Source organism: Bowmanella denitrificans (assembly GCF_039522935.1).
In the GTDB taxonomy this organism is placed as follows: Bacteria; Pseudomonadota; Gammaproteobacteria; order Enterobacterales; family Alteromonadaceae; genus Bowmanella; species Bowmanella denitrificans.
This window is the reverse complement of sequence record NZ_BAAAEI010000020.1, coordinates 68,805-95,026: the sequence shown is the minus strand read 5'-3', so window position 1 is coordinate 95,026 and position 26,222 is coordinate 68,805. Positions and strand designations below refer to the sequence as shown.

Sequence of the window (26,222 nt, the reverse complement as noted above, 5' to 3'; positions counted from 1 at the left end):
ATTAATATGCCTGAATATCGAGAGATTATATCGAAAAAATCGAAGTGTTAAGCCGGGGGGAAGTGTTGAATGAAGCCGGAGTTATTCCGGCTTCTGGTGCCTGCTTTGCAATACCTGAATCACGTCATGTAATGACAGGTTACTGGCTTGCAGTAAAACCAGCAGATGGTAGAGGAGATCGGCGCTTTCGTTTTTTAGCTCATCCAAATCCCCCACCGTGGCGGCCAGCGCCGTCTCAACCCCTTCTTCGCCTACCTTCTGGGCGATTCTCTTGATACCTTTGGCGTACAGGCTGGCAGTGTAGCTGCTGTCTGGCGCAGCTGTCTTACGGGCTGCTATCAGTTGTTCCAACTCTGCGACAAAGGTCAGGCTGGCGGTGGCACCCTGATGCCAACAGCTTGGGTCGCCGGTATGGCAGGTTGGGCCGTTTGGTAAGGCCAGCGCAATCAGGGCATCCTGATCGCAATCACAGCTCAATTCCACCAAATCCAGGGTATGGCCTGAGCTTTCACCCTTGGTCCACAATCGTTGTTTGGAGCGGCTGAAAAAGGTCACGTGACCGGTATCCAGACTTTTTTGCAAGGCAGCACGGTCCATATAGCCCTGCATCTGAATTTTACCCGAGATGGCATGCTGCACTACGACCGGCAACATGCCTGCCATTTTGTCCCAGGCCAGAGTATCAATATTGTCTTGGTTGATAATCATAATTGTCTCATCATTATTAAGCTACGAGCTACGAGCTACGAGCTACGAGCTACGAGCTACGAGCTACGAGCTACGAGCTACGAGCTACGAGCTACGAGCTACGAGCTAGTTTATTCATTAATGCGCCGAGCATTTTTGCTATTTGTTCGGTTTCTGCAGACATTGTGTGGACTATCTCTGAATCAATATATCCAATTTCTGTGGCTATCAGTAACTGGGTTTTTAACTCGCCACAAGAGCCTTTGGCAAAGGATAAAAACCGAACTTTTTCTTTGTCAGTGACTCTTTCCCATCCTTCGGCAATATTACTGGGAATAGAGAGAGCACTCCGAGTGATTTGGTCTCTAAAACCATAATCCTTCAGAGAGCTAAACTGCTTAAAAACACAGACTGTTAGCTTAAAACTGCGTTGCCAAACTTCTAGTTTCTCGTATGTCATAGATACTCACTCTCGTTTGCCCGCAGCTCGAAGCTCGAAGCTCGCTACTAACTCCTCATAGGGATTTGTTGATCACGTAGATACTGTTTTAATGCGGGAATAGCGATAATGCCTTTGTGAAAAACCGAGGCGGCCAGCGCACCGTCCACATCTGCCTGTTCAAACACCGCCTTAAAGTGCTCCATGCTTCCCGCGCCGCCTGAGGCGATCAGCGGCACTTGGCAACTGGCACGAATCGCGGCTAACTGGGCAATGTCATAGCCCTGACGCACCCCGTCCTGATTCATGCAGTTGAGTACAATTTCACCGGCGCCGCGCTGCTGCACTTCCTTTACCCAGTCTGCAGTTTGCCAGCCGGTGGTCAGAGTACGTTTTTCATCACCGGTAAACTGCTTGACCTGGTAAGTATTGGAGGACTGATCAAAATAACTGTCGATACCAATAACCACGCATTGCTGGCCAAATTGGTCATGCAGCTTTGTGATAAGACTGGGATCGGCTAGGGCCGGAGAGTTGATGGAAACCTTATCGGCACCCATTTCCAGTACCTTGCCGGCGTCTTCTACCGATTTAATCCCGCCAGCCACACAAAATGGGATATTAATGACTTCGGCAATCCGGCTTACCCAGCTTTTGTCCACCACCCGTGCATCACTTGAGGCGGTGATATCGTAAAACACCAATTCGTCAGCGCCAGCTAATGCATATTGCTCAGCCAGCGGTACAATATCACCGACAATTTCATGGTTGCGAAACTGCACGCCTTTTACCACTTTACCGTCTTTTACATCCAGGCAGGGGATAATACGTCTGGCCAGCATCAGTTTTGCTCCCATAGTGCAATGGCTTCAGCCAGTTCAAATTTGCCTTCCAGCAGGGCGCGGCCCAAGATCACTGAGTCGACCTGGGTGCCTTTGAGTGCCTGAATATGCTCAAGGTTGCCTATCCCGCCGGATGCCTGCCAGATAATTTGCGGGAAGGCGGCTTTCATTTCCAGATACAAGGCCTGATTGGGGCCTTGCAGAGTGCCGTCGCAGGCAATATCGGTACAAAGTACGTGTTTGGCACCGGCCTCTAAAAAACCATCCAGCAAGGGGGCCAGCTCCACACCGCTGTCCTGTTGCCAGCCGTGCGTGGCAATGCACTTCTTGCCCTGGGTATCAATATTGATGTCCAGGGCCAACACTATGGCATCGCTACCGTATTCACGCAGCCAGCCCTTGACCAGTTCTGGCTGTTTGGCCGCCAGTGAGCCAATTACCACGCGCTCAATTCCGGTACTGAGCAAGTCCTTCACATCTTGTTCGCTGCGAATACCGCCGCCGGCCTGAAACTTCATTAGTTTGCTGTCAGCCAATTCGCGGATAAGGCCAAGTTGGCGTTTGGCCGGGTCTTTGGCGCCGGTCAGATCAACAATATGCAGCCAACTCGCGCCAGCGCTGGCATAGGCTTTAGCTACATCCAGTGGTTTTTGGGTGTAACGGGTTTTTTGTTGGTAATCGCCCTGATAAAGGCGCACCACTTCACCATCAATCAGGTCTATGGCTGGAATTATCATGTTTTCTCTCGCTTTGTTCGGGCCAAAGCCCGATTGACCAGCGGCTGTGCCTGCGGTCGAGTCTGGATCAGCACTGGCTGATGAAATTGTGTAGCAATCGGCTGCCTGCCTCGCCGGAGCGCTCAGGGTGAAATTGCACACCCATAAAATTGCCCTGGCCGATACTGGCACTAAATGGCATGCCGTATTCGCAGCGCGCCAGGGTATAATCACCTACCGACACGGCAAAACTGTGCACAAAATAGAAATAGCTGCCATCCGCAATGCCATCAAATAGCGGGCTGTCTGGATTGGCTGTGATGGTATTCCAACCCATATGAGGTAAACGCAGGTTGCCGACCTGCATGCGTTTAACCTCACTGGCAATCATGCCAAGGCAAGCCACATGACCCTCTTCAGACTGGCGGGTCATTAGCTGCATGCCCAGGCAAATGCCCAGAGTTGGCTGGGTAAGCTCTCTGACCACAGTGATCAGTCCCTTGGCTTCAATTTTTTGCATGGCAGCCGGTGCAGAGCCAACGCCGGGTAGAATGACCTTGTCGGCACTTTTGATAACCTCGGGGTCATCTGAGACCGTCACCGGACACCCCAGGCGTTCAACAGCAAAGCGTACCGAGGCAATATTGGCGCAGCCGGTATCTACAATCACCAGTTCCACTAGAGCGCCCCCTTGCTGCTCGGCAGTACATCACCTTGTTTAGTGATGGCCTGACGCAAGGCCCGGCCGAATACCTTAAACAGACTTTCTACCTGATGGTGGGCATTGCCTTCGGTGGTAGACAAGTGCAGGGAGACCCCCATGGAGTCAGCCAAGGAGCGGAAAAAGTGCGATACCATCTGGGTCGACATTTCACCAACCCGTTCCTGGCTAAACTCAGCATCGAACTTTAAATAAGGGCGGGCCGAAATATCTAACACACACTCGGCGCGGCATTCATCCATCGGCAGGGCAAAGCCAAAGCGACCTATACCGCGTTTATCACCTAGTGCTTTACGCAGCGCATCACCCAGAGCTAAGGCGGTGTCTTCCACTGAGTGGTGGTCGTCAATGTGCAGATCGCCCTTTACCTCAACCTGCATGGTAAAGCCGCCGTGGGTGGCAATTTGATCCAGCATATGGTCAAAAAAGCCAAGGCCAGTGCTAATTTGCGATTTGGCCTGATTGTCCAGGTCCACCTTAATACGGATATGGGTTTCCGAGGTGGTACGAATAACCTCGGCGATGCGGCCCTGACCTTTTAATTGTTTCTCAATGGCCAGCCAGTTGTTGTCCTGCCTGTCATAGCGAATACCGACAATTCCCATATTGTCTGCCAGTTGGATATCGGTGGGGCGATCACCAATCACATAGGAACGGGTAAAATCGATTTTGCCTTGTTGCAAATAGTCTTTAACCAGCCCCAGCTTAGGTTTGCGGCAACTGCAATTGTCTGCATCAAAGTGCGGGCAAATTAACACGTCGTCAAAGGTCACTCCCTGACTGGCGAACAGTTCCATCATTTTATTGTGCGGCGCATCAAAGTCCGCCTGCGGGAAACTATCGGTGCCAAGGCCGTCCTGGTTACTGACGATCACCAGCTTAAATCCTGCTTGCTGCAGACGGGTTAACACTGGAATCACCATAGGTTCAAACACCAGTTTTTCCAGACTGTCTAACTGTTTATCAATGGCCGGTTCTTCTACCAGCGTACCGTCGCGATCGATAAATAAAATAGCTTGCTGGCTCATCTGGCCTTCTCCTCAAAAAAGCGTTGCATGGCGGCCACGAGCCGCTGATTTTGTTCTTCTGTGCCGATACTGATACGCAGGCAATTTTCGAGCCCCAACTGCTTGGACTGGTCACGGATCAAAATACCCTGAGCGACCAGATCATCCATCAGCCCTTGTTTATATTGGCTGCGCAGTAAAATAAAGTTGGCCTGGCAGTCGCCAACCTGGACAAAGTCGCCCAGCGTCTGCAACTGATCTTGCAGCCGTTGTCTTAGCACATTCAGGACTTCGACTTTCTCCTGCATCCATGCCAGTCCTTGTGCTGACAGGGCCTGGGCGGCAATCTGGGCGACAGGCTCAGCCAAAGGATAGGGGGCGATGGCTTTAAGTAGCACCTGAATAATCGCCGGGGAGGCCAGGGTAAAGCCGCAGCGAATGCCCGCCAGACCAAAGGCCTTGGATAAGGTGCGCAGTACTACCAGATTCGGGTAATTGGCTAACTGCCCAGCCCAGCCCTGGCCTTGCGCGAACTCAATGTAGGCTTCGTCTACCGCGACCAGGGCAGAACCGGCAAAAAGCGCCAGCGCCTGCTCGATTTGTTCAGGCGCCACCTGTGTACCTGTAGGATTATTCGGCGAACAGATAAATACTATTTTGACCTTACCGACAAATTCGGCCATGGCATCAAGGTTGAGGCTGAAATCCGCATTAAGCGGGGCTTTATTTACCTTAACGTTAAAGGTCTCGGCGCTGATGGCATACATGCCATAAGTGGGTGGACAGATAAGAATACTGTCCTGCCCGGCATCACAGAAGGCCCGAATTAAGAGTTCGATACCTTCATCGGCACCGCGACTGACCAGTACCTGCTCGCGTGTGACACCAGCGTATGCGGCATAGGCCTGTATAACGGCTTTAGGCTGGCAGTCCGGATAGCGGTTTAGTTTGCGACTGTCCAAGCTGTACTCGCCGACAAAGGGCGATTCATTGGCATTTAACCAGTCTTGTCCGCCTGAGAATAAGCGGCGTGCCGACTCATAAGGCTTTAGATCTCTAAGGTGTTTGGCTTGTAAAGCGTCAATCAGGCTATCGGTCATTTTAAAGCATCCAATCTAAGGGCTACGGCTTGTTTGTGCGCATCCAGTCCTTCGGCATCGGCCATACACATAATGGCTGGACCAATCTGCTTGAGGCCTTCCTGGCTTAGTTCCTGAACGGTATAGCGGCGCAGAAAATCCAGCAGGCCCAGGCTTGAGGTATTTCTGGCATAACCATAAGTCGGCAACACATGGTTTGTGCCGCTGGCATAATCGCCGGCCGATTCTGGCGACCAGGGGCCAACAAAAATGGAGCCGGCATTGGTGAGTTTGTCCAGCCAACTGCGTGGATTGTCCATCTGCAGAATTAAATGCTCGGGGCCGTATTGATTTGATACTTCAACCGCCTCGGCCATATTCCGGGTTAGGATGTAGCGGCCGTGCTGCATACTTTGCCGGGCAATCTCGGCCCGCCCTAAGCGACTAAGTTGCTGCTCAACGGCTTGTTTTACTGCGCAGATTAGCGGTTCTGAATCACTCACCAGCACCGCTTGTGAGTCAACCCCGTGTTCGGCCTGAGAGAGCAGGTCAGAGGCAACAAAAGCCGGATTGGCAAACTCGTCGGCGATAACCAGCACTTCAGAAGGCCCCGCTGGCATATCGATGGCAGGACCGCCTGGAATTCGACTGACCTGCTGTTTAGCCTCGGTGACATAGCTGTTGCCCGGACCAAAGATCTTATCTACCTTGGCAATGCTTGGCGTGCCCAGGGCCATGGCGGCAATGGCCTGGGCGCCGCCGCACAGATAAATTTCGTCTATTTCACAAAGAGTGGCGGCATACAGTATTTCAGCGGCCAGCGAACCTTGCTTGTTCGGCGGGCTGCACAGCACTTTACGCGGACAACCGGCTACCTGGGCAGTTACGCCCAGCATTAATACCGTAGAGGGCAGGGGCGCTGTACCGCCTGGTATGTAAAGGCCCACCGCAGCGATGGGCTGGTGTTTAAGCTCGCAGATGACGCCGGGGCTGGTTTGTACCCTGACATCCTGAGGGCGCTGCGCTGCATGGAACTTACGTATGTTCTGATAAGCAAGTTCAATGGCGGCTTTACGTTCATGGCTGAGTGTAGCGATGGCCTGCTCGACAGCGACATTGGATAACCGTAGCTCGGTGAGTTCTACCCCATCAAAGCGCTTAGCCAGGCTGAATAATGCCTCATCGGCCTCATCGGCAACCTGCTTGATAATATCCGCCACCGCCTGGCTGAGGCGTTGATTATCGGCCAGTGCCGGGCGGGATAATAACTGTGCTTGCTGCTGCAGGGTTAATTGATTCCAGTCTTGCATGCTTAACCCAACATTTTTTCGATAGGGAGCACCAGAATACTGCTGCAACCCAGGGCCTTGAGTTTTTCCATGGTTTCCCAAAACAGGGTTTCGGTGCTGACTACGTGCACGGCGACACTGGTTTCATTACCAGCCAGTGGTAGCAGCGTAGGGTTTTCTGCACCGGGTAGCAGCTGTTTTACCTGCTCAATTTTATCTTTAGGCGCATGCAGCATAATGTATTTACTCTCCCGCGCCTGCATCACGCCATTGATACGGGTCAGCAATTTGTCGATAAGTTGCTGCTTACTGGCGGGCATATCGCCGCCGCGCTGAATCAGCACGGCCTTGGATCGGAAAATGACGTCCTTTTCTACCAGACCGTTAGCTTCCAATGTGGCACCGGTACTGACCAGGTCGCAGATGGCATCGGCCAGTCCGGCACGCGGGGCGACCTCAACCGAACCATTTAACATCACAGCGTTGGCATCCACATTCTGTTCGCGGAAGAAACGCTCAAGCAAAAAGGGGTAGGTGGTGGCGACTTTCTTTCCTTGCAGCGATTGTACGTTCTGGTAATCCATTTCGTTGGGCACTGCCAGAGACAAGCGGCAACCACCGAACTCCAGCCTTTCCAGGGTCTTATACTGAAACTGCTTACCCTGGGCCTGTCGCTCCAGCATTTTCTCTTCCAGCTCATTTTCACCGATAAAGCCCAGATCGACGACGCCATCCATTACCAGGCCTGGAATATCATCGTCACGCACACGCAACAGATCGATCGGCAGGTTGGTGGCATGGGCAATAAGCAAACGGTCGCGAATAGAAAGTTTTACGCCAATCGCTTTAAGCAGTTCCATGCTGCCTTCGCAGAGGCGGCCGGACTTTTGTACGGCAATTCTGAGTCTGTTGCGGTCTGTCATGATTCCTACCTTAATTTTTCACGCGCCCTAAAACGAAAAACCCCCGGAAGTTTCCTTCCGGGGGTATCTAAATCTGGTTCGAGATGCCGCTGGAAGGTAACAATAACCTTCCAGCACGAACCTGAAAGGTTATGCTGTATGGTGATGGTGGTGAACGGCTTTCAGGCTTTGCTTAATCATTTCGTTTGTTAGTGTAATCTCTGTGCGGCTATTAACTTACTGCAAGGCCGGGGCAAAACGCAAGAGTAAATTTTTGAAATATTTAGAGCGTGTTGATCTTTTGAGTATAGATTTTGTTCAAATCCAGCCCCTTCTGGTCACGACGCCGGGCTGCAGGCCTAGTGGGCCTAAGTCAAAGGCCGGCAACACCGAGGCAGGAGGGGCTGGGTTGAACCCTTCGGGCAGCGCTTGTGGGCCCTTTCTACGGCGTTATTACTCACTCATGTAGAATCACTACACCACGTTCGCGCTGCCTTGTTTAAAGGGCCCACAAACTGCTGCAAAATCATACTCAAAAGGTCAGCACGCTCTATTTTTAGCTAAAGCAAAATAGCATTAGGGCTTTATACGGAATGAATGGGCGGAGAGATTGTCCAAGATTAAAGTTGGTTGAAATTTGTACGATATAATATCGAACTGATTAAGCCAGTTAATTTTCGTTGATAGCTGTAGTGAATGGCATACAACAAGGGATCTTGTCTATGGTGAGTGATTTATTGTTTCCCATTTTGCCCAAACAGGGGAAGGTAAACCCCGTTCAGGATGAACAGCGTATTGAACAGGTCAGTAAAGAGGCCAAGTTGCGTTCTTTGGAGGAAGATGAGAAGAATTTAACCGCCGAAGAGCGTCAGCAACGGGAAAAGCAGGAACAAAAGCGTAAAAAGAAAAAGGCCGCTAAAGCGACCTCAGATAAACCTGTAGAAGGTGAAAATCGTGCGGCCCCTGGTCATTTGGATATTTATATTTGACTCAGGTTGTGGCGCATTAAAAACCTCTGAACCTCGCCAGTCTCGCTACCAAGTTGATGACCAACAACGCTGTATAAACAGCAAAAATAATGATCATCCATTGTGGCATGCTCATATCCAGAAGTGACCAGTCTATATTGCCGCAGTCGCCGGTTGCGGCAAATACTTGTGGGATCCATTCGTGCAAAGGTAGCCAGCTTGGGAAGTTGGGTACAATTTCACACACCGTAAAAAATGGATTGGCCGCAGTTTGAATGTCTACATGTTCCACTGCAATCAACAGTCCCCAAACAGCAGAAACTGCCCATAAGGCATAGGATAGCATGCGGCCTACCGGGTAATTATGCAGCAACATGCCCGCCATACCGGCGAACATCAGGCCGAACACTGCGTTACGCTGGTAAATACACATAATACAAGGCTCAAGGCCCATGCCGTATTGGAAGTATAAGGCGGTGGCCTCAAGCAGCACAGAGGAAATAAATAACAAGGCCCAGGGCCAGCGTTTAGCGGGCCATTCGGCCATCCGGGAAAACAATTGCATTGGCATCTCGTATTACAACAGGCGCCTCGAAAGAGGCGCCATTTAAATTAATCGTGCGGTACTTCGCTAGGACTATGATGACTAATCCATTCCATATGGTATAGCCAATCGGTCATTTCCAGCAGGCCGAAGTAAGTGGCGGCCAGACCAATCAAGGTCAGCACAACGGTATAAGGCAAGGCCATATACACCATTCGACCGTATGAAAGTCGTAGTAATGGCGCGAGGGCTGACGTTAACAAAAACAGGAAAGCTGCTTGTCCGTTAGGCGTTGCCACACTGGGCAAATTGGTGCCGGTATTAATGGCTACGGCCAGCATATCAAACTGGTCACGGGTAATATGACCATGTTTTAGTGCAGCACTTACCTCAGTAATATACACAGAACCCACAAACACATTATCGCTGACCATGGATAGCAAACCATTGGCTAAATAAAACATCACCAACTGGGTTTTACCTTCAAAGGTCAGAACCCATTCGATTACCGGTGTAAATAACCCCTGATCGATAATGACCGCCACAACAGCAAAAAACACACACAAAAGTGAAGTAAAAGGCAGCGCCTCTTCAAATGCCTTACCTATCTGGTGCTCGTCGACCACGCCGCAAAACGCAGTGGCCAGTACAATAACTGACAGGCCAATGAGTCCAACAGCCGACAAATGGAAAGCCAGGCCAACCACCAACCAAACGGCAATCAGAGACTGGATGTACAGCTTAGCTGTGTCTTTCTTGGTGCGTTGCTGGTCAACATAGTGGCTATAGTCTGACAATATCGTTCGTACTGTATCCGGCAACTGTGCACCGTAGCTAAACAGCTTGAACTTTTCTAAGAGCACCGTGGTAAGCAAGCCGCCAATCAGTACCGGGAGGGTAATTGGGCTCATACGCATCAGAAACTCGACAAAGTTCCATCCGGCCTTATCGGCAATAATCAGGTTTTGCGGTTCACCCACCATGGTGGTTACCCCCCCCAGGGCGGTACCAATGGCAGCATGCATCATCAGGTTACGCAGGAAACTGCGAAAGCCTTCCAAGTCTTCACGGCTGGGCACCGGCATACTCTCATCAGCAGTATGGTCGTGCTCATGATGGTAATCTTTACCGGAAGCCACTTTGTGGTAAATGGAATAGAAACCTGTCGCCACACTGATAATCACCGCAATTACGGTTAAGGCATCCAGGAAGGCGGACAGCAAAGCGGATGACAACGTAAAAGCCAGAGCCAATGCTACTTTACTACGCAACCGGATAAGTAGCTTGGTGAACAGAAACAGCAGCAGGTCTTTCATAAAGTAGATACCCGCCACCATAAAAATCAGCAGCAGCAACACCTCGATATTTACCACCACCTCATGCTTGATATGCTCCGGGCTGGTCATTCCGATAAATACCGCTTCGATGACCAACAAGCCTCCGGGTTGCAAGGGGTAACACTTAAGCGCCATGGCCAGGGTGAAGATAAATTCCAGTACCAGCGCCCACCCTGCCATGTAAGGGCTGAGCTGAAACAGCAAGGGGTTGATAATTAAAAATGCGATGATGGTTTTTTTATACCAGTCAGGCGCATTACCGAGAAAATTTCTGAACAGTGCGTCGACCATGGATTGTTGCATGCTAAGTGGTCCTTTCGGTGTAGTGGGGTGGATCACCATCGGCCAGCCAGTCGGAGCGCTTTGCCTGCGTCCTGCTCCACAGTTGTTAGTAGGCCGCTGGGTTCTCGATGAGGAAACCGACTACTGTTGTTTTAATGAGAAGTGCCGAAAAAAGCAAGCCAATTCTGATGTTTACCCCTTCTGAGTGCGGGATAATCTGTCATATTCAGTATGGCGAAAGAGGTGAATTGGCGCCACCATGGCCTCTGCAGTAATTTGGTTTAATTAGCATACACATCTGGTACAATCAGTTTGATAACAAAAACTAATCGGTATTAAGCGAGCTTTTGCATGATCTATAAGTCCCAGAGTCCAGCAGGATTTGCCGAAGAATATATTGTTGAATCTATTTGGAGCGGCAGATTTCCACCCGGAACTATCCTGCCGGCTGAGCGGGAATTATCTGAACTTATCGGAGTGACCCGTACTACTTTACGGGAAGTGTTGCAGAGGTTGGCGCGGGATGGTTGGCTAACTATTCAGCATGGCAAGCCCACGAAAGTGAATAACTTCTGGGAAACTTGTGGTCTGAATATTCTGGAAACTCTGGCGCGTCTGGACCAGGATGGTATTCCAGAGCTTGTTGATCATCTATTGGCTGCACGTACCAGTGTCAGTGCGGTATTTATTCGCGGGGCAATTAAAAACTCGCCGGAGCAGGCTGCTGAACTCCTTAAAGGCTATTCGGATGTGCCTGAAGACGGTCAGGCTTTCGCTGATTATGATTACCGCATTAACCATGATCTGGCGCTGGCGTCTGGCAACCGGGTTTATGTACTGATGATGAACGGCTTTCGCGGCTTATACGCCAGAATTGGCGGTTATTATTTCTCTAATAGCAAGTCCCGTAATCTGGCCCGTGATTACTACGCACAGTTATTACAACTTGCACAAACGGGGGCCCATGAGCAGGTTCCAGGCCTGATTCGCAAATACGGGATTGCCAGCGGCAAGATTTGGCATGAAATTCGCGGTGATATGCCGCAGGACTTAGTGGACTGATTGTCTTAGACATAAAAAAAGCGCCAACAGGCGCTTTTTTTGTTTTTGCTGAGATTACTTGGCAAAGTTCTGTGCTGCGAAATCCCAGTTGATCAAAGCCCAGAAACCTTCCAGGTACTTAGGGCGCAGATTGCGGTAATCAATGTAGTAGGCATGCTCCCATAGATCCACCGTCATCAGCGGCGTTACGCCTGCTTCAGTGATAGGCGTACCAGCATTGCTGGTGTTTACAATATCCAGGCTGCCATCGGCCAATTTTACCAACCAGGTCCAGCTTGAACCAAAGTTATTGACTGCCTTGTCATTGAAGGCTTCTTTGAATGCGGCAAAGGAGCCCCATTTTGCGTTGATTGCATCGGCCAGTGCACCGGCTGGTTCACCACCGCCATTTGGACTCAGGCTGTGCCAGTAAAAAGTGTGGTTCCAGATTTGTGCAGCATTGTTAAATACGCCACCCTGAGAACTACGTACAATGTCTTCCAGAGATTTGTTGGCGAATTCTGTGCCTTCAATCAAGCCGTTCAGCTTCACCACATAGGTGTTGTGGTGCTTGCCATAATGGTAATCCAGAGTTTCAGCAGAGATATGCGGTTCCAATGCATTTTTTTCGTACGGCAATGGGGGAAGTTCAAAAGCCATGTAAATTCTCCATGTTAGTCATAAGGTCGACGACGTGGTTGTCATCGTAGTTTATAAAGTTATTGGTTTATTTATTAGTCTAAAGCCAATGCAAATAAATAGCCAGCCAGACAGCTTATATAGATGCGGCCCATCGCAGCAAAATCAAGTTATGTGAACAATGCATGAGTCAAGCCTTGAAAACACGTATAATGGCCGCAAATCCGTTTAACCCTAATTATGAGGCAGTTATTGTGGAAACGTTGGAAAAAATCAAACAGCAAATCGCTGAAAATCCCATCCTAATTTATATGAAAGGCTCACCTAAGCTGCCCAGTTGTGGCTTCTCTGCCCAGGCGTCGCAGGCGCTGATGTCCTGTGGCGAACCCTTTGCTTATGTAGATATTCTGCAAAACCCGGATATTCGTGCAGAACTACCCGCTTATGCCAATTGGCCCACCTTTCCGCAGCTTTGGGTGGAAGGTGAACTGGTCGGCGGCTGTGACATTGTCCTGGAGATGTTCCAGCAAGGTGAATTGCAGCCCTTAATCAAAGAGGCCGCCGCCCGTGCTAAAGCCAATAAAGGTGAAGAGCAGGGCAGCGCTGAATAACTGACACAAAAAAGGGGCGCGTATCGGCCCCTTCTCAATTAATCATCATGCATTTGTGATTGGTTGTAGTTTTCAATGCCCAGTTTGCTGATAAGCTGTAACTGAGTTTCCAGCCAGTCTACATGCTCTTCCTGGCCATCCAGAACGTTGCCGAGTAAGTCGCGACTGACATAATCCTGCACGGATTCTGCACACTGTATGGCACTGCGTAAATCCGGCAGGGCTTTATGTTCAAAGCTCAGATCACAGTTGAGCATCTCTTCGGTGTCTTCACCGATATGCAATTTGCCCAAATCCTGTAAGTTAGGAATGCCGTCTAAAAACAAAATGCGTTCAATCAGATCATCGGCGCGTTTCATTTCCCGGATTGACTCGTGATATTCCTTGTCGGCCAACGCCTTCAGTCCCCAGTTCTTAAACATACGGGAATGCAGGAAATACTGATTGATTGCCACCAATTGATGGCCGAGCACCTTGTTAAGGTGTTTGATAAGGGATTTATCGCCTTTCATCGCCGGGCTCCATGGTAAGCCATTTTTGCCAAGCAACACAAAAACGGCGGGCTAAGATTCATTCATTATAGAGAACAAATACTTATGCGTCACCGGCCAATTTATTCAAACTGTGTTTAGCTGACGTCCTTAAATAAGGACTCATCAACTATAGTGTTATCTATGACCTGTTGGGCCAGTTGTACACATTTCCCGCATTGACTGCCAACACCCAGCTGTTTACGCAGCTCACGCATATTTCCAACGCCTTCCTCGCGGACGGCTTGGGCAATGTGCTTATCGGTAATTCCGTGGCAAAGACAAACGAACAAAGTACAACTCCTATAACACTACAAATGATAATAATTGTTATTAGGTGTTTTGCCAAGAAATTTGTTTGAGATTGATAAGAAATCTCACTTAAATTTAGGTGAAGTCAATGAAGGCCAGTGCAGTAATTCGACATTTAGTGCAGCAATTTTGTTTTTGCTCTTGGTTTGCACTGCATGTGCCCTTATCTTGTGTTCTAGTTTTTCTGAGACTTATTGCGCAGCAAACGCAGTAAGCAAAACATCAACCAATAAATGGAGAAGATGATGAGTGTATTAGTTGGTCGTCCCGCCCCGGATTTCACTGCCGCTGCCGTTCTGGGCAACGGTGAGATTGTTGACAGCTATAACCTGAAAGAGGCCATTAAAGGCAAAAAAGCCGTGTTGTTTTTCTACCCACTTGATTTCACTTTTGTTTGCCCTTCAGAGCTGATTGCTTTTGACAAACGTTACGAAGAATTCCAAAAGCGTGGTGTAGAGGTAATTGGTATCTCTATTGACTCCCAGTTCAGCCACAACGCATGGCGTAATACGCCGGTAAATCAAGGCGGTATCGGGCCTGTGAAGTACACGCTGGTGGCAGACGTAAAACATGAAATCTGCCAGGCCTATGATGTTGAGCATCCTGAAGCTGGCGTGGCGTTCCGTGGCTCTTTCCTGATCGACGAGGAAGGTAATGTACGTCATCAGGTGGTTAATGATCTGCCGCTGGGCCGTAATGTAGACGAAATGCTGCGTATGGTGGATGCTCTGAATTTCCACCAGGAGCATGGTGAAGTATGTCCAGCTGGCTGGCAGCAAGGTAACGAAGGTATGCAGGCAAGCCCCGAAGGTGTGGCCAAGTACCTGGCGGAAAACAGCGACAAGCTGTAAGTCTTTAAGCTAAAACGAAGCCGCGATTATCGCGGCTTTTTTATTTTAAGGCTGAATTGCCATCACATCGGTTTTAAGCAGGGTCAGGATTTGTTCCGCGGTATTACCCAACAGTTTTCCTTTTAGTCCTTTGCGGCCCACGGTGCCTATGGCGACCAGGCCCGCATTGACATCAGCCGCCATACTGGGTAACACCTTGTCTGGTTCACCGGCCTTAATGTGCAGCTGCTTTTCGGAAATAGGGTAGTCACCAGCCATTTCCTGAATCAGCGGCAGATATTGCTGTCTGGCCTGAGTGGCGATTTTCTTGGCGCTTAGCCCCATCAGATCTTTCAGCATGGGGGACATGGGCAGGCAATAAGCCACATGTAATTCGCCGCCAAAATGACGTACCCACTCAATACCTGTGGCCAGTAATTGCCTGTTCAAAGCTTGCTTGCTTTGTAGCTTACTACCAAGATCCAATGTAACCAGCACATTGTGCTGCTTTTTCCATTTTTTCTCAGCTACTAGTAAAACCGGCGCACTGCTGGTTCTGAGCAAATGCCAGTCTGTTGGCGTGTAAAACAAGTTCTCAGTGCGATGTCCGGTTTTAATAATCAGGTCATGGCGATGACGCCGACCGTAAGCTTCCACCCACTGGGCAATGTTTTTCTCCCAGATCACCTGAGTCTGTACACTGGCATCGTTCAGTCCGGTATCTTTGAGTTGGCGTTCCAGCCATTGCTGACGCTGCTCAATCAGGCTTTGCTGAACTTCCTGTTGTTGCGCATTGCTAAGGTTGTCGGGTAGATGTTTAAGTTGTTCATGCACAAAGCTCAACACCGTTACCTGAGCATCTAATGCCTCTGCAACTAATTTGGCTTTCGCCAGGGCCTTGGGCTTGTTTCCCGGGAGATCTGCAATGACTAGTATCTGTTTCATCCACGCCTTCCTTTTCAGCTAAGTAGCATAAATCTAGCACGAGAATTAACCAATGCTTTGATTTATATCAGAAAGGCTATGCCAAATACATCAGGTATTTAATTCTGTCAGTTCTCTACCGTCGTTAGCGGCCAGCCACCCAGTTGTTGCCACTTGTTGACGATAATACAGAATAGATCTGCGGTTTTCTCTGCGTCATACAAAGCGCTATGTGCCTCGGCCTGATCAAAGCTCAGTCCCGCCGTGCGGCAGGCCTTAACCAATACGGTTTGACCGAAAGCCAGGGCTGACAGGCTGGTGGTATCAAAGGACACGAAAGGGTGGAATGGGGTGCGCTTTATACTGGAGCGCTCAACGGCGGCATTAACAAAGCCCTGATCAAAGGCCGCATTGTGGGCAACAATAACACTGCGCTGGCAATCCGCATCTTTCTGCTTTTTACGGATTTGTTTGCACAGTTCCTTCATCACTTCCGTTTCCGGCAGGGCGCCACGCAAGGCACAATGTGGGTCGATGCCATTAAAATCCAGTGCAGCCTGTTCCAGGTTCGCACCTGCAAATGGCTGGACATGAAAATGAAAGGTTTCGTCTCTGACAAGCTGACCTGTTTGGTTTAACTTTAAGGTAACTGCAGCAATTTCCAGCAAAGCGTCGGTGCGTGGATTAAAACCGGCGGTTTCCACATCTATTACTACGGGAAAATATCCCCTGAATCTTTGCTTGAGTTGTTGCGTATCTGCTGTCATCTTTTACTCTATCGGTCTTGAACTAAATGGTCGTGCTGGTCTGGGCCGCGATTATGACAAGTCTGGCCGAGGCTATCCAGTGTAATGGAATTGATGTGACTGCCGATATCTTGGTAAGGAATTGGACAGAGATGTTATGAACAGACTCCTTTATGCTTTGCTCGGTATGCTGATAACGCCCGCTCAGGCCGGCTTGCGTCATTATGCAGCGCCCGTTGAAACCTCCAGTTGGCAGTTAAGCAGCCAAACCCGACTGCAATGTACTCTGAAACATCAGGTACCCGGCTATGGCGATGCGTTGTTTACCAGTCTGGCCAGTAAGCAACTCAATATGGAGTTTGAGCTGGATATGCTGCAGTTGCCCAAAACTTATGGTGTGGCTTCGGTTTACTCGGTGCCACCGAGCTGGATGCCTGGGGCCATGCAACGGCAAATTGCCGACATGCCCATTCGTAAACAATATAATGGCGATCTACCGGAACAAGCGGCCTGGACCATTCTGTCTGAGTTGGAAAAAGGGTTCTGGCCGACCATCTATTATCGTGATTGGTACAATGAAGCCGACAGAGTGGCTGTGGGGCTAAATGCCAGCAACTTTATTGACCAATACCGGCAGTTTTCCCAATGTGTGGCTAATTTGCTGCCCTACAGCTTCGAGGATATTGCCTACACTGTGCTGTCGTATCAGAAAAACTCCGATGAATTTACCCGAGGCTCACGCAAAAAACTCAGCATGATCAGTGACTACCTTAAAGAAGACAGCAATATTGAACTGGTGTTACTGGATGCTTATACCGACAGTTATGGCGGCCGTTGGAGCAATGAGCAATTGTCATTGCGACGTGCCGAGCGGGTAAAGCAGTTTTTCCAGGAGCAAGGGGTTGAGGGCGACAGGATCAGTATCACCGGCCATGGGGAAAAACGGCATATTGCAGAAAACAGCAATGAACTGTCCAGAGCCAAGAACCGTCGGGTGATTATCCGTATGGAGAAAGGGTTGTAATCACATCAGGATTGTCAAAAGGGCGCTAGGCGCCCTTTTTACTGTGTGGCGTTGTAGGCCACGACCTTATCCGGGAAGTCGGTAAAAATACCATCAACTTTCAGCCAGTCAAATAGCAATGCCATGGTGCTCTGCCAGTCCATACCTTGCGGTAGTTGGTCTGCACGAAGAGTATAAGGATGTATTTGTAATCCCAATGCCTTGGCTTGTGTAAACAGCGTGGTTGGGGCTTTGTTGTCAAAGTTAACCAACTGCGGGATCCAGGGGCCAATCCCATCCGCTACCTTGGCAATCTCCTGCAAACCCGGCGGGGATTTTAAATAGTCGTAGTCTGAACCTGACTCCTGCCAGCTGTTTTCTGCCAAAAGCTGTATCAGCGGCGCTTTCAGGCCCAGCTCCTGGCGTAAACGGCGGGTTTCGGCAAAGTCGAAACATTGCACATATACCTTGGCATCTGCCTTATTCAGACCATGCTTTTCCAATTGGGCCATGAAAATCTTGCTGATATCTTGCCCAGCAGCACGGTGAAATGCCGGGGATTTTATCTCCGGATAAATGCCAATATTGACGCCACGGCTGCGATTCAGCTCTTGAATCAGAATGAGCTGCTCTTCGAAGGTTGCAATGCGAAAGAAGTCCGCATTGGTCTTATGCCCTTGGTAACGAAGGGCAAACACTTGCTGATTCTGTTCATTGCGTCTTTCGTGTACCCGCAGGCTCTTCAATTCCTCAAGGGTAAAGTCGATGGCATAAAAGCGTCCATCGGCCCGTTTCCGTTGTGCAAAGCGCTCTGCCACATCGGTCACGGTATCCAGGTGGATATCATGCAGTACCACCAACACACCATCCTTGGATAACACTAAATCCTGCTCGATATAATCGGGGTTCATGCCATGGGCCAGAATAACGGCTGGCAGCGTATGCTCCGGCAGGTAGCCCGATGCGCCCCGATGCGCAATGACCAAAGGTTTGGCCAACAGGTTAGTGCACAGGGTTGACAGCAGAATGCCGGTAAGCAGCGTCCTTATCATATTTTAATCTCAGTCTTGAATCAGCTCCACGGCATAACCGTCAGGGTCGCGCACAAAGGCGATAACGGTACTGCCACCTTTGACCGGCCCAGGTTTGCGGTAGACATCTGCACCTTGCTGTTCCAGGCGTTCACACAGCGCATAGATATCTTCTGCACCTATGGCGATATGCCCATAGGCCGTACCCATATCGTAGCTGTCTTGATCCCAGTTGTAGGTCAGTTCTAGTACGGTATGGCTGTGTTCTTCGCCATACCCCAGAAATGCCAGGGTATATTGATATTCCTGGTTTTCACTGGTGCGTAACAGCGTCATACCCAGTAACTGGGTATAGAATTCAATAGAACGTTCCAGGTTACCAACGCGCAACATGGTATGCAGTAATCTCATACTTCTGGTCCTTTTTGGTCAGGGGTGAGTGTAATCTTATTATGTTTCAGTTTTATCTCTGAACTCACAGAGATCTTCAATCAGGCATGCGCCGCAACGGGGTTTTCTGGCAACACATACGTAACGACCGTGCAGAATCAGCCAGTGGTGTACATCGACTTTAAACTCGGCAGGCACAACCTTAAGTAGTTTATTTTCCACTTCAAGCACATTTTTGCCAGGCGCCAGCCCCGTGCGGTTGCTGACCCGGAAAATATGCGTATCTACGGCAATGGTGGGCCAGCCGAAAGCGGTGTTCAGCACCACATTGGCGGTTTTGCGGCCAACGCCGGGCAGTGCCTCTAATGCCTCGCGACTTTCTGGCACTGCAGAACCATGCTGATTTACCAGAATGTGGCAGGTCTTAATCACATTTTCTGCTTTGGCATTAAACAGGCCAATGGTTTTAATGTATTCCTTCAGGCCATCCACACCTAATGCCAGAATCGCTTCCGGGGTATTGGCAACCGGGAACAGTTTGTCGGTGGCTTTATTCACGCCCACATCTGTGGCCTGCGCTGAAAGGATCACGGCAATCAACAGTTCAAACGGGGAACTGTAGTTGAGCTCGGTGGTGGGGTGAGGGTTGTCATCCCTCAGGCGTTGTAATATTTGTTTGCGTTTGCTCTGGTTCATCCTGGTCTGTCTTTGTTGGCCACCATGCTGAGTATTCTGTCAGGAAGACTCCGCCGTGATTCTGGCGCGCTGCACTACTTTGGCCGGTTGTTTATTAAGTTGTTCCAGCCGCTTATCCAATACATTTTTCAGGGCGATAAGCAAACCCATACCGATAAAGGCGCCCGGTGGCAAAATGGCCAGTAGGAACTTATGCTCGGTTACATAAAGCGTTAGGGTTAGCTGTTTGGCCCAGTCGCCAAACAGGAACTCTGCACCGCTGAACAGGGTGCCGCTCCCCAGTATTTCCCGCAATCCGCCCAGTGTCACCAATACCAGTGTGAAGCCGACGCCCATCATCAAACCGTCAAAAGCGGCAAACTTTACCGGATTTTTTGATGCATAGGCTTCTGCCCGGCCAATAATGGCGCAATTGGTCACAATTAAAGGAATAAAAATACCCAGGGCCTGATAAAGGGTGAAGGTGTAGGCGTTCATCAGCAATTGGATAATGGTGACAAACGCGGCTATCACCATCACAAAAATAGGGATGCGTATCTCTGCCGGTACCAGATTGCGTACCAGGGAGACTGTAGTATTGGAACCAATCAGCACCGCCGTGGTAGCCAGCCCCAATCCCAGGCCATTAATAAAACTGCCGGTCACCGCCAGCAACGGGCATAAGCCCAGCAGTTGTACCAGGGCCGGATTGTTTTTCCACAGCCCTTGCCAAGACAGGGTTTTGTATTCACTCATGGGCTTCCTCCTTGGTACTCACCTTGCTCACCTTGCATAAGTTAGGTGCATCATACAGTTGTTGCTGCATGCTATTGCTGAGTTTCAGTGCATCACGCACCGCGCCGACAACCGCTCTGGGGGTAATGGTGGCGCCGGTAAATTGGTCAAACTGTCCGCCGTCTTTTTTGACTGCCCAGTTTTTTTCATCACCATTGCCCAGCCCTTTACCATTAAAGCTCAGAATCCAGTCACTGATACGCACATCAATTTTATCGCCAAGGCCTGGGGTTTCCTGATGCTTAATTGCGCGGACGCCGGTCACTTTTCCTTGTGCATCAATACCTACTAAAAGCTCGATATTGCCGCTATAACCGTCCGGCGTTATGGTTTGAATAACCAGGGCGGCAGGCTCACCAGCCAGACGCGCACGATACACCTTTTTGGCGTCGCTATTGCCTAAAAACTCAGGATGGCTGACTTCTGTGCAGTCATGCTCAATATCATTGTCATGCAGATTGGCCGGGACAATACTGCCAAGCAGTTTCTGCAGCTGTTGTTGCTGCTGACTTTTGATTTTGTCATCAGTGAACTGATGGGTCAGCGCAATCAGACCGGTGGTGACCAGCGCAAAAGCGGTCAGGGTTAAGCCGTTGCGCTTGAGGCTGTCTTTCATGGTTTTCCTCTTTGACGCTGGTGGCCATAAGTGCGGGGCCGGGTGTAATAGTCTATCAGCGGCACGGCCATATTCATCAGCACGACGGCAAAGGCAATGGCATCGGGGTAACCGCCCCAAGTCCGAATGACCACTACCAGCAGGCCAATACCTGCGCCGAAGAGCAAGCGGCCGCGGTCAGTTGTACTGGCGGAAACCGGGTCGGTAGCAATAAAAAAAGCCCCCAGCATGGTGCCGCCGCTAAGCAGATGGAACCAGGGTGATGCGAATAGATCCGGGGCGCTAAGGTGCATGATGCCGGCCACCAGCAATATGGTCCCCAGCATGCTGACGGGAATCTGCCATTTAATTGCACGTAACTTCAGTAAAACCAGACCACCTGCCAGATAGGCCAGGTTAATCCAAAACCAGCCAATACCCAGGCCATTGGAAAATTGTCCTTTGCTGGTTGCTTCTTCCAGCGTCAGGCCGAGACTTAAATCGGTTTTCACTGCGTCCAGGGGCGTAGCCATGGTAAAGCCGTCGGCATCACTGCGAAGCTGGGTCAGGCTGTAACCTTCACCGGTAAAGCCGGTAAAGATCACGCTCAAAGCATCGACCAGATTATAAGGATGCGCTGCTAAATGTTGCGGTGGCAGCCAGGATGTCATGGCAACCGGAAACGACACCAGCAAGGTTACATAAGCCACCATGGCGGGGTTAAACAGGTTAGATCCCAAGCCACCATAAAGTTGTTTGGCGATGCCGATGGCGAAAAACGCACCGATAGCCGTAATCCACCAAGGCGTAAGCGGTGGCAGACAAATTGCCAGCAGCAAAGCGGTTAATAGCGCGCTGCAATCGGACAGGGCCTTTTCAAAATCTTTTTTGCGCAGTTCCAGAATCAGCGCTTCGGTGCCTAATGCGACCACGGCCGCAATCAAGAACTGTAGCAGGCTGCCCCAGCCGAAAAACCAGCATTGCAGGGCAAAACCGGGCAGGGCGCAATAACAGACCAGGCGCATAAGCTTGGCGGTACTACGTTGACTGCGCTGGTGAGGTGAACTGGCAATTCGAAGGCTCATTCGTCTGTTTTATCCTGCTGATTATCTGCGCTACTTTGCATATCAAGTTTGGCTTTTCTGGCCTTCGCCTTGGCGATAGCCGCTGCAACACGTTGTTTTTTCTGTTCGTCTACTTCCACCAGAGGCTGAGCGACTTTTTCTGCAGGCATATCTGCTGTGGAAGAAGCTTGCTGACGATCTTTCTGTGCTTTTTGTTGTTTGGCCTTGGCAATGGCTGCCGCGACGCGTTGCCTTTTCTGTTCTTCCCTATCGTCAGCTGGCGCTGGCTTAACGCGGGTATCGGCGGTTGTGACTTGGGTTGACACCTTGTCTTTCGGCTTAACTTGTTTTGTGGTCTTGCTTTTGCTGGCAGTGGCCTCTTTGGCCTGTTTATCTTCTGCTGCAGTATCTGCTGTGTCGATGGGCGCGGAGTCACCTTGCTGCGTTGCGGCTTTTCTGGCCTTGGCACGCGCCACGGCAGCGGCTACTTTGGCCTGTTTATCTTCTGCTGCAGTATCTGCTGTGTCGCTGGGCGCGGAGTCACCTTGCTGTACTGCGGCTTTTCTGGCCTTGGCACGCGCCACGGCAGCGGCTACTTTGGCCTGTTTATCTTCTGCTGCAGTATCTGCTGTGTCGCTGGGCGCGGAGTCACCTTGCTGCGTTGCGGCTTTTCTGGCCTTGGCACGCGCCACGGCAGCGGCCACTTTGGCTTGTTTATCTTCTGCTGCAGTATCTGCTGTGTCGCTGGGCGCGGAGTCACCTTGCTGTACTGCGGCTTTTCTGGCTTTAGCACGGGCAATAGCGGCTGCGACTTTATCCGCGGTCTCTGGGGCTGCCGTTGTCTCATCGCTGGTCTGCTGTTTCCGTGCTCTGGCCAGCGCTGCAGCAACCTTAGACTTTGGATCGTCGCCCTGTTTATGCATGGCTTCACGTCTGGCCTCGGCTGCCTGCTGATGTTTTAACTCGCGCTCGGCCTTTTCTTCTTCCAAACGCTGTTTGCGCGCTTCAAATCTGTCTCTGGCCTTGTCGGCTTTCTGCTTTTCTTCTTCCTGTTGACGGATTTGTGCCTTGGCAACGCGGTAGTAATGCACCAGCGGAATCTGGCTTGGGCAAACATAAGCACAGGCACCGCACTCGATGCAGTCAAACAGGTTATAATCCTGGGCCTTGTCCAGCTCTTTGGCTTTGCTATGCCAATACATTTGTTGCGGCAGCAAATTCACCGGGCAAGCATCAGCACAAGCGCTGCAGCGAATACAGGCCTGCTCTTCCTCGGGCAGCGTCATTTCTTGTTGGGTTGGCGCTAAAATACAGTTAGTACTTTTCACCACAGGTATTTGTTCTGAAGCCAGGCTGAAGCCCATCATCGGTCCGCCCATTATCAGACGCTGAACCCCCTGCTGTGCTTTTTCGTAACCTGCATGTTTTAGCAAATGAGATATCGGTGTACCCAGTAGAGCCCAGACGTTGCATGGCTTTGTCATGGCTTCGCCTGTGAGGGTGACAACACGCTGAATCAACGGTTTGCCGGTAAAGATAACATCTGCTACGGCAAAACAGGTGCCGACGTTTTGCATAATAATGCCCACGTCTATGGGCAGGCGGCCATGAGGCACTTCACGACCGGTCAGCACCTGAATAAGTTGTTTTTCGCCGCCGGCTGGATACTTAGTGGGAATAGGGCAGATGATATAGTCAGGCTTTTCCTGACAAGCTACCTGCATGGCCTGAATGGCCTCGGGTTTGTTGTCTTCAATGGCGATAAGCACATGGCCCGGGTTGAGCAAGTGGCAGAGTACATCAATACCTTGTCGTATCTGCCAGGCATGTTCGCGCATCAGTCGGTCATCGGCGGTAATATAGGGCTCACACTCGGCCCCGTTGATTACCAGAAACTCCACATCTTTTTTCGGACTGACTTTAATATGAGTGGGGAAACCCGCACCACCCATACCGGCAATCCCCGCATCACAGATCGCTTCAATAATGCGGGTTTTAGGCAATTGCTGATAATCCGGTATGGGCGTCAGTTCAATCCACTTATCTCGTCCATCCGGGGTTATTTCCACGCTCAGCTCTGCCAGGCCGGATGGATGCGCCGATACATGCGGCGCGATAGCGGTAACCTTGCCGGATGTTGGTGCATGCACGGGTAAGGCAAAAGGATTTGTGCTGCGTGTTAAGGGCTGCCCTTTAAGCACCTCGTCACCCACTTTTACCTGCAACTGTCCCGGGGCGCCTATATGCTGTTTAACTGTCAGGTAGAGGTGCTCAGGCAAAGTACACTTGCCGATTACATCCTGATTGGACAGGGTCTTGCGACCTGGCGGATGTACACCGCCAGGAAAATCAAAAAAGCGTCCCTGGCGAATTTTGTCTATCAATGATTGCAACTGATTCGCCCTTCTAATCTATGGTTTTTACCGGGATGGCGTCTAATTGCCAGCGCCAGGAAGAGGCTGTGACTTTCACCGGCACCATGTCAATACAATCCACCGGGCAGGGGTCTACACATAAGTCACAACCGGTACATTCTTCGCTGATAACCGTGTGCATCTGCTTTGATGCACCGACGATGGCATCCACCGGACAGGCCTGGATACATTTAGTGCAGCCAATGCATTCGTCTTCACGAATAAACGCCACTTTCTTTACGTCGTTACTGCCATGTGCATCATCAAGGGGCTTGGCTTCTACACCCATTAAATCAGCAAGCTGGCGGATGGTGGACTCACCGCCTGGCGGACATTTATTAATTTCATCGCCATTGGCAATCGCTTCGGCGTAAGGACGGCAACCTGGGTACCCGCATTGCCCACATTGGGTTTGAGGTAAAATAGCATCGATTTGTTCAACCAGCGGATCGCTTTCCACCTTAAAACGCACGGCGGCATAACCTAAAATCAGACCGAACAGCAGTGCTAACAAGCCAATGGCTAAGAGCGCATACAACAATGACATCAGAGTTTGACCAAACCGGTAAAGCCCATAAAGGCCAGAGACATTAATCCAGCGGTGATCATGGCGATGGAAGCGCCCTTAAATGGGGAGGGCACATCTGCTGCTGCAAGGCGTTCACGCATGGCTGCAAACAGGATCAACACCAAAGAGAAACCAGCAGCGGCACCGAAGCCATAGACTACTGACTGGATAAAATTATGTTGTTCACGAACATTTAGCAGAGCAACACCTAATACTGCACAGTTAGTGGTAATCAATGGCAGAAAAATACCCAGCAGACGATACAGGGTCGGACTGGTTTTATGCACGACCATCTCGGTGAATTGTACCACCACCGCGATAACCAGGATAAAACTCAGAGTGCGCAGATAGCCGATACCCAAAGGTAGTAATATGTAATGCTCAACAAGATAGCTGGAAAGGGAGGCCAGGGTCAGAACAAAAGTCGTGGCCATAGACATCCCGATGGCGGTTTCCAGTTTGCCTGACACCCCCATAAAAGGGCAAAGGCCAAGAAAATTCACCAATACGAAATTGTTTACCAGCACTGTGCCTAATAGCAGCAGGAGATATTCAGTCATGCCTGTAAGGGAAGATGGATTGCTGGGCGCTATTATCCGATTTTACGACCAGATTAACAACTTGATATTCTTAGGGTTATTCTAGCTGGATTAGGGGCTGTACAAGGGCTGTAAGCCAATTTTGACAGTATCTGGAAGTTGGCTCCCCCTCCCCGACTCGAACGGGGGACCTGCGGATTAACAGTCCGTCGCTCTAACCAACTGAGCTAAGGGGGAACAGAAAGACTAGGTGAATTTGGCTCCCCCTCCCCGACTCGAACGGGGGACCTGCGGATTAACAGTCCGTCGCTCTAACCAACTGAGCTAAGGGGGAGCAGATATTCACATTAAAAACAGGATTCAGCTTGGTGGCTGGCTGTTTTCAACGGAGGCGAATATTAATGAGCTGCCTGATAGGTGTCAACAGCGGAATCGATAAATTTTACCACTTTATGACTGTTTGGTTATTTGCTAGGCAAAGAGAGTGTTTGCTGCGTCTCGGTGGATAATACTTATGTGGTTATTGTGACCCACAAAAACGTACTCTTTTAGGTTGCTTATCCTACAAAAAGAGGGAATAAAAAACGTTCAGTTATCCCAATTTGTTCTTATGAAAGCCTTGCCTACTGGATCTAAGGACAGTGTTTAACAAAAATGCAACATAAGAATGAGTCTCAGCAGGTTAGTAGTAACTTACCATTT

General features: G+C 50.2%; 30 protein-coding genes, 2 tRNA genes and 1 other annotated feature. Of the genes, 5 read left to right on the top strand and 27 right to left on the bottom strand.

What is annotated here, in order from left to right:
* Positions 1 to 81: 81 nt before the first annotated feature.
* The 9 genes from hisIE to hisG all read right to left on the bottom strand — a co-directional run bounded on the left by hisIE (position 82) and on the right by hisG (position 7,703).
* Positions 82 to 708: a bifunctional phosphoribosyl-AMP cyclohydrolase/phosphoribosyl-ATP diphosphatase HisIE gene (gene hisIE, locus ABD028_RS15875; RefSeq protein ID WP_343846210.1), complete on the bottom strand. Its 627-nt coding sequence runs from the start codon at positions 706 to 708 to the stop codon at positions 82 to 84.
* Between the two features lie 91 nt (positions 709 to 799).
* Positions 800 to 1,147 carry a four helix bundle protein gene (locus tag ABD028_RS15870; protein ID WP_343846208.1) on the bottom strand — a complete coding sequence of 116 codons (348 nt, stop codon included), beginning with the start codon at positions 1,145 to 1,147 and terminating at the stop codon, positions 800 to 802.
* A gap of 47 nt (positions 1,148 to 1,194) precedes the next feature.
* Positions 1,195 to 1,968, bottom strand: coding sequence for an imidazole glycerol phosphate synthase subunit HisF (gene hisF / locus ABD028_RS15865; RefSeq protein WP_343846206.1), 774 nt, complete (start codon positions 1,966 to 1,968; stop codon positions 1,195 to 1,197).
* Entirely contained in the window at positions 1,968 to 2,705 is a 738-nt protein-coding gene (gene hisA, locus ABD028_RS15860; RefSeq protein ID WP_343846204.1) for a 1-(5-phosphoribosyl)-5-[(5-phosphoribosylamino)methylideneamino]imidazole-4-carboxamide isomerase, read from the bottom strand. Before hisA ends, hisF begins: the two co-directional genes overlap by 1 nt.
* A 67-nt stretch (positions 2,706 to 2,772) precedes the next feature.
* A complete protein-coding gene (gene hisH, locus ABD028_RS15855; RefSeq protein WP_343846202.1) occupies positions 2,773 to 3,363 on the bottom strand; it encodes an imidazole glycerol phosphate synthase subunit HisH in 591 nt (196 codons plus the stop codon).
* Entirely contained in the window at positions 3,363 to 4,433 is a 1,071-nt protein-coding gene (gene hisB / locus ABD028_RS15850; protein ID WP_343846200.1) for a bifunctional histidinol-phosphatase/imidazoleglycerol-phosphate dehydratase HisB, read from the bottom strand. Before hisB ends, hisH begins: the two co-directional genes overlap by 1 nt.
* Positions 4,430 to 5,512 (bottom strand): histidinol-phosphate transaminase, encoded by a 1,083-nt coding sequence (gene hisC / locus ABD028_RS15845; protein ID WP_343846198.1) that lies wholly within the window; start codon positions 5,510 to 5,512, stop codon positions 4,430 to 4,432. The genes hisB and hisC overlap by 4 nt, the downstream gene beginning before the upstream one ends.
* Positions 5,509 to 6,801: a histidinol dehydrogenase gene (gene hisD, locus ABD028_RS15840; RefSeq protein ID WP_343846196.1), complete on the bottom strand. Its 1,293-nt coding sequence runs from the start codon at positions 6,799 to 6,801 to the stop codon at positions 5,509 to 5,511. Before hisD ends, hisC begins: the two co-directional genes overlap by 4 nt.
* 2 nt (positions 6,802 to 6,803) lie before the next feature.
* Positions 6,804 to 7,703, bottom strand: coding sequence for an ATP phosphoribosyltransferase (gene hisG, locus ABD028_RS15835; protein WP_102796685.1), 900 nt, complete (start codon positions 7,701 to 7,703; stop codon positions 6,804 to 6,806).
* 31 nt (positions 7,704 to 7,734) lie between these two features.
* Positions 7,735 to 7,857, bottom strand: a sequence feature (His leader region).
* A 547-nt stretch (positions 7,858 to 8,404) separates the two neighbouring features.
* Between hisG and ABD028_RS15830 the strand changes: the two genes are divergently transcribed.
* Positions 8,405 to 8,671, top strand: coding sequence for a hypothetical protein (locus ABD028_RS15830; protein ID WP_102796686.1), 267 nt, complete (start codon positions 8,405 to 8,407; stop codon positions 8,669 to 8,671).
* 16 nt (positions 8,672 to 8,687) lie between these two features.
* Here the strand turns inward: ABD028_RS15830 and dsbB are convergent, their stop codons facing one another.
* Together dsbB and nhaB are read right to left on the bottom strand one after the other, a co-directional pair.
* Entirely contained in the window at positions 8,688 to 9,215 is a 528-nt protein-coding gene (gene dsbB, locus ABD028_RS15825; RefSeq protein WP_343846193.1) for a disulfide bond formation protein DsbB, read from the bottom strand.
* Positions 9,216 to 9,262: 47 nt separating this feature from the next.
* Positions 9,263 to 10,834, bottom strand: a complete 1,572-nt coding sequence (gene nhaB, locus ABD028_RS15820; RefSeq protein ID WP_343846190.1) for a sodium/proton antiporter NhaB — start codon at positions 10,832 to 10,834, stop codon at positions 9,263 to 9,265.
* Between the two features lie 330 nt (positions 10,835 to 11,164).
* On the opposite strand from nhaB, the gene fadR reads away from it, so the two are divergent.
* Positions 11,165 to 11,875 carry a fatty acid metabolism transcriptional regulator FadR gene (gene fadR / locus ABD028_RS15815; protein ID WP_102796689.1) on the top strand — a complete coding sequence of 237 codons (711 nt, stop codon included), beginning with the start codon at positions 11,165 to 11,167 and terminating at the stop codon, positions 11,873 to 11,875.
* A 54-nt stretch (positions 11,876 to 11,929) separates the two neighbouring features.
* Here fadR and ABD028_RS15810 read toward each other — a convergent pair whose 3' ends face one another.
* Positions 11,930 to 12,514: a Fe-Mn family superoxide dismutase gene (locus ABD028_RS15810; protein ID WP_102796690.1), complete on the bottom strand. Its 585-nt coding sequence runs from the start codon at positions 12,512 to 12,514 to the stop codon at positions 11,930 to 11,932.
* 233 nt (positions 12,515 to 12,747) lie between these two features.
* Here ABD028_RS15810 and ABD028_RS15805 point away from each other — a divergent pair, with 233 nt between their 5' ends.
* Positions 12,748 to 13,104: a Grx4 family monothiol glutaredoxin gene (locus ABD028_RS15805; RefSeq protein WP_343846338.1), complete on the top strand. Its 357-nt coding sequence runs from the start codon at positions 12,748 to 12,750 to the stop codon at positions 13,102 to 13,104.
* Positions 13,105 to 13,142: 38 nt separating this feature from the next.
* Here ABD028_RS15805 and bfr read toward each other — a convergent pair whose 3' ends face one another.
* Complete coding sequence (gene bfr, locus ABD028_RS15800; protein WP_343846188.1) at positions 13,143 to 13,616, bottom strand: bacterioferritin; 474 nt, start codon at positions 13,614 to 13,616, stop codon at positions 13,143 to 13,145.
* A gap of 116 nt (positions 13,617 to 13,732) precedes the next feature.
* Positions 13,733 to 13,927 (bottom strand): bacterioferritin-associated ferredoxin, encoded by a 195-nt coding sequence (locus ABD028_RS15795; protein ID WP_102796692.1) that lies wholly within the window; start codon positions 13,925 to 13,927, stop codon positions 13,733 to 13,735.
* Positions 13,928 to 14,191: 264 nt separating this feature from the next.
* On the opposite strand from ABD028_RS15795, the gene ABD028_RS15790 reads away from it, so the two are divergent.
* Positions 14,192 to 14,797: a peroxiredoxin gene (locus ABD028_RS15790; RefSeq protein WP_343846185.1), complete on the top strand. Its 606-nt coding sequence runs from the start codon at positions 14,192 to 14,194 to the stop codon at positions 14,795 to 14,797.
* Positions 14,798 to 14,842: 45 nt separating this feature from the next.
* On the opposite strand, the gene ABD028_RS15785 is transcribed toward ABD028_RS15790, so the two are convergent.
* Both ABD028_RS15785 and rnt read right to left on the bottom strand, forming a co-directional pair.
* Positions 14,843 to 15,721, bottom strand: a complete 879-nt coding sequence (locus ABD028_RS15785) for a universal stress protein (RefSeq protein ID WP_343846183.1) — start codon at positions 15,719 to 15,721, stop codon at positions 14,843 to 14,845.
* Between the two features lie 107 nt (positions 15,722 to 15,828).
* Positions 15,829 to 16,467, bottom strand: coding sequence for a ribonuclease T (gene rnt / locus ABD028_RS15780; RefSeq protein WP_343846181.1), 639 nt, complete (start codon positions 16,465 to 16,467; stop codon positions 15,829 to 15,831).
* A 136-nt stretch (positions 16,468 to 16,603) separates the two neighbouring features.
* Between rnt and ABD028_RS15775 the strand changes: the two genes are divergently transcribed.
* Positions 16,604 to 17,470, top strand: coding sequence for a flagellar protein MotY (locus ABD028_RS15775; RefSeq protein ID WP_343846179.1), 867 nt, complete (start codon positions 16,604 to 16,606; stop codon positions 17,468 to 17,470).
* A 38-nt stretch (positions 17,471 to 17,508) separates the two neighbouring features.
* Here the strand turns inward: ABD028_RS15775 and glpQ are convergent, their stop codons facing one another.
* The 11 genes from glpQ to ABD028_RS15720 all read right to left on the bottom strand — a co-directional run bounded on the left by glpQ (position 17,509) and on the right by ABD028_RS15720 (position 25,854).
* Complete coding sequence (gene glpQ, locus ABD028_RS15770; protein WP_343846177.1) at positions 17,509 to 18,501, bottom strand: glycerophosphodiester phosphodiesterase; 993 nt, start codon at positions 18,499 to 18,501, stop codon at positions 17,509 to 17,511.
* A gap of 9 nt (positions 18,502 to 18,510) precedes the next feature.
* Positions 18,511 to 18,891: a lactoylglutathione lyase gene (gloA, locus tag ABD028_RS15765; protein ID WP_343846175.1), complete on the bottom strand. Its 381-nt coding sequence runs from the start codon at positions 18,889 to 18,891 to the stop codon at positions 18,511 to 18,513.
* A gap of 39 nt (positions 18,892 to 18,930) precedes the next feature.
* Positions 18,931 to 19,566, bottom strand: a complete 636-nt coding sequence (nth, locus tag ABD028_RS15760) for an endonuclease III (protein WP_102796700.1) — start codon at positions 19,564 to 19,566, stop codon at positions 18,931 to 18,933.
* Positions 19,567 to 19,605: 39 nt separating this feature from the next.
* Positions 19,606 to 20,301, bottom strand: coding sequence for an electron transport complex subunit E (locus ABD028_RS15755; protein ID WP_102796701.1), 696 nt, complete (start codon positions 20,299 to 20,301; stop codon positions 19,606 to 19,608).
* Positions 20,294 to 20,956 carry an electron transport complex subunit RsxG gene (gene rsxG / locus ABD028_RS15750; RefSeq protein ID WP_343846172.1) on the bottom strand — a complete coding sequence of 221 codons (663 nt, stop codon included), beginning with the start codon at positions 20,954 to 20,956 and terminating at the stop codon, positions 20,294 to 20,296. Before rsxG ends, ABD028_RS15755 begins: the two co-directional genes overlap by 8 nt.
* The gene (rsxD, locus tag ABD028_RS15745) at positions 20,953 to 22,020 is read right to left on the bottom strand and encodes an electron transport complex subunit RsxD (protein WP_343846170.1); all 1,068 of its coding nucleotides are present in this window, start codon (positions 22,018 to 22,020) and stop codon (positions 20,953 to 20,955) included. The genes rsxG and rsxD overlap by 4 nt, the downstream gene beginning before the upstream one ends.
* Positions 22,017 to 24,392 carry an electron transport complex subunit RsxC gene (gene rsxC, locus ABD028_RS15740; protein ID WP_343846169.1) on the bottom strand — a complete coding sequence of 792 codons (2,376 nt, stop codon included), beginning with the start codon at positions 24,390 to 24,392 and terminating at the stop codon, positions 22,017 to 22,019. The genes rsxD and rsxC overlap by 4 nt, the downstream gene beginning before the upstream one ends.
* Before the next feature lie 13 nt (positions 24,393 to 24,405).
* Complete coding sequence (gene rsxB / locus ABD028_RS15735; RefSeq protein ID WP_343846167.1) at positions 24,406 to 24,960, bottom strand: electron transport complex subunit RsxB; 555 nt, start codon at positions 24,958 to 24,960, stop codon at positions 24,406 to 24,408.
* On the bottom strand, positions 24,960 to 25,541 hold the full coding sequence (gene rsxA, locus ABD028_RS15730; RefSeq protein ID WP_102796706.1) for an electron transport complex subunit RsxA: 582 nt from the start codon (positions 25,539 to 25,541) through the stop codon (positions 24,960 to 24,962). The genes rsxB and rsxA overlap by 1 nt, the downstream gene beginning before the upstream one ends.
* A gap of 139 nt (positions 25,542 to 25,680) precedes the next feature.
* Positions 25,681 to 25,757: transfer RNA gene (locus ABD028_RS15725), tRNA-Asn, on the bottom strand.
* Positions 25,758 to 25,777: 20 nt separating this feature from the next.
* Positions 25,778 to 25,854, bottom strand: a tRNA-Asn gene (locus ABD028_RS15720).
* Between the last annotated feature and the right edge of the window lie 368 nt (positions 25,855 to 26,222).

What these genes read in the sequence shown, in the direction of transcription:
- nhaB (WP_343846190.1), bottom strand. Translation starts at nt 10,834, where the DNA reads ATGCAACAATCCATGGTCGACGCACTGTTCAGAAATTTTCTCGGTAAT.
- ABD028_RS15775 (WP_343846179.1), top strand. Translation starts at nt 16,604, where the DNA reads ATGAACAGACTCCTTTATGCTTTGCTCGGTATGCTGATAACGCCCGCT.
- dsbB (WP_343846193.1), bottom strand. Translation starts at nt 9,215, where the DNA reads ATGCAATTGTTTTCCCGGATGGCCGAATGGCCCGCTAAACGCTGGCCC.
- hisB (WP_343846200.1), bottom strand. Translation starts at nt 4,433, where the DNA reads ATGAGCCAGCAAGCTATTTTATTTATCGATCGCGACGGTACGCTGGTA.
- bfr (WP_343846188.1), bottom strand. Translation starts at nt 13,616, where the DNA reads ATGAAAGGCGATAAATCCCTTATCAAACACCTTAACAAGGTGCTCGGC.
- ABD028_RS15830 (WP_102796686.1), top strand. Translation starts at nt 8,405, where the DNA reads ATGGTGAGTGATTTATTGTTTCCCATTTTGCCCAAACAGGGGAAGGTA.
- ABD028_RS15790 (WP_343846185.1), top strand. Translation starts at nt 14,192, where the DNA reads ATGAGTGTATTAGTTGGTCGTCCCGCCCCGGATTTCACTGCCGCTGCC.
- hisG (WP_102796685.1), bottom strand. Translation starts at nt 7,703, where the DNA reads ATGACAGACCGCAACAGACTCAGAATTGCCGTACAAAAGTCCGGCCGC.
- rsxA (WP_102796706.1), bottom strand. Translation starts at nt 25,541, where the DNA reads ATGACTGAATATCTCCTGCTGCTATTAGGCACAGTGCTGGTAAACAAT.
- fadR (WP_102796689.1), top strand. Translation starts at nt 11,165, where the DNA reads ATGATCTATAAGTCCCAGAGTCCAGCAGGATTTGCCGAAGAATATATT.
- hisD (WP_343846196.1), bottom strand. Translation starts at nt 6,801, where the DNA reads ATGCAAGACTGGAATCAATTAACCCTGCAGCAGCAAGCACAGTTATTA.
- ABD028_RS15810 (WP_102796690.1), bottom strand. Translation starts at nt 12,514, where the DNA reads ATGGCTTTTGAACTTCCCCCATTGCCGTACGAAAAAAATGCATTGGAA.
- hisC (WP_343846198.1), bottom strand. Translation starts at nt 5,512, where the DNA reads ATGACCGATAGCCTGATTGACGCTTTACAAGCCAAACACCTTAGAGAT.
- ABD028_RS15785 (WP_343846183.1), bottom strand. Translation starts at nt 15,721, where the DNA reads ATGAAACAGATACTAGTCATTGCAGATCTCCCGGGAAACAAGCCCAAG.
- nth (WP_102796700.1), bottom strand. Translation starts at nt 19,566, where the DNA reads ATGAACCAGAGCAAACGCAAACAAATATTACAACGCCTGAGGGATGAC.
- ABD028_RS15755 (WP_102796701.1), bottom strand. Translation starts at nt 20,301, where the DNA reads ATGAGTGAATACAAAACCCTGTCTTGGCAAGGGCTGTGGAAAAACAAT.
- rsxG (WP_343846172.1), bottom strand. Translation starts at nt 20,956, where the DNA reads ATGAAAGACAGCCTCAAGCGCAACGGCTTAACCCTGACCGCTTTTGCG.
- rsxB (WP_343846167.1), bottom strand. Translation starts at nt 24,960, where the DNA reads ATGTCATTGTTGTATGCGCTCTTAGCCATTGGCTTGTTAGCACTGCTG.
- hisF (WP_343846206.1), bottom strand. Translation starts at nt 1,968, where the DNA reads ATGCTGGCCAGACGTATTATCCCCTGCCTGGATGTAAAAGACGGTAAA.
- ABD028_RS15870 (WP_343846208.1), bottom strand. Translation starts at nt 1,147, where the DNA reads ATGACATACGAGAAACTAGAAGTTTGGCAACGCAGTTTTAAGCTAACA.
- rnt (WP_343846181.1), bottom strand. Translation starts at nt 16,467, where the DNA reads ATGACAGCAGATACGCAACAACTCAAGCAAAGATTCAGGGGATATTTT.
- hisIE (WP_343846210.1), bottom strand. Translation starts at nt 708, where the DNA reads ATGATTATCAACCAAGACAATATTGATACTCTGGCCTGGGACAAAATG.
- glpQ (WP_343846177.1), bottom strand. Translation starts at nt 18,501, where the DNA reads ATGATAAGGACGCTGCTTACCGGCATTCTGCTGTCAACCCTGTGCACT.
- gloA (WP_343846175.1), bottom strand. Translation starts at nt 18,891, where the DNA reads ATGAGATTACTGCATACCATGTTGCGCGTTGGTAACCTGGAACGTTCT.
- hisA (WP_343846204.1), bottom strand. Translation starts at nt 2,705, where the DNA reads ATGATAATTCCAGCCATAGACCTGATTGATGGTGAAGTGGTGCGCCTT.
- rsxD (WP_343846170.1), bottom strand. Translation starts at nt 22,020, where the DNA reads ATGAGCCTTCGAATTGCCAGTTCACCTCACCAGCGCAGTCAACGTAGT.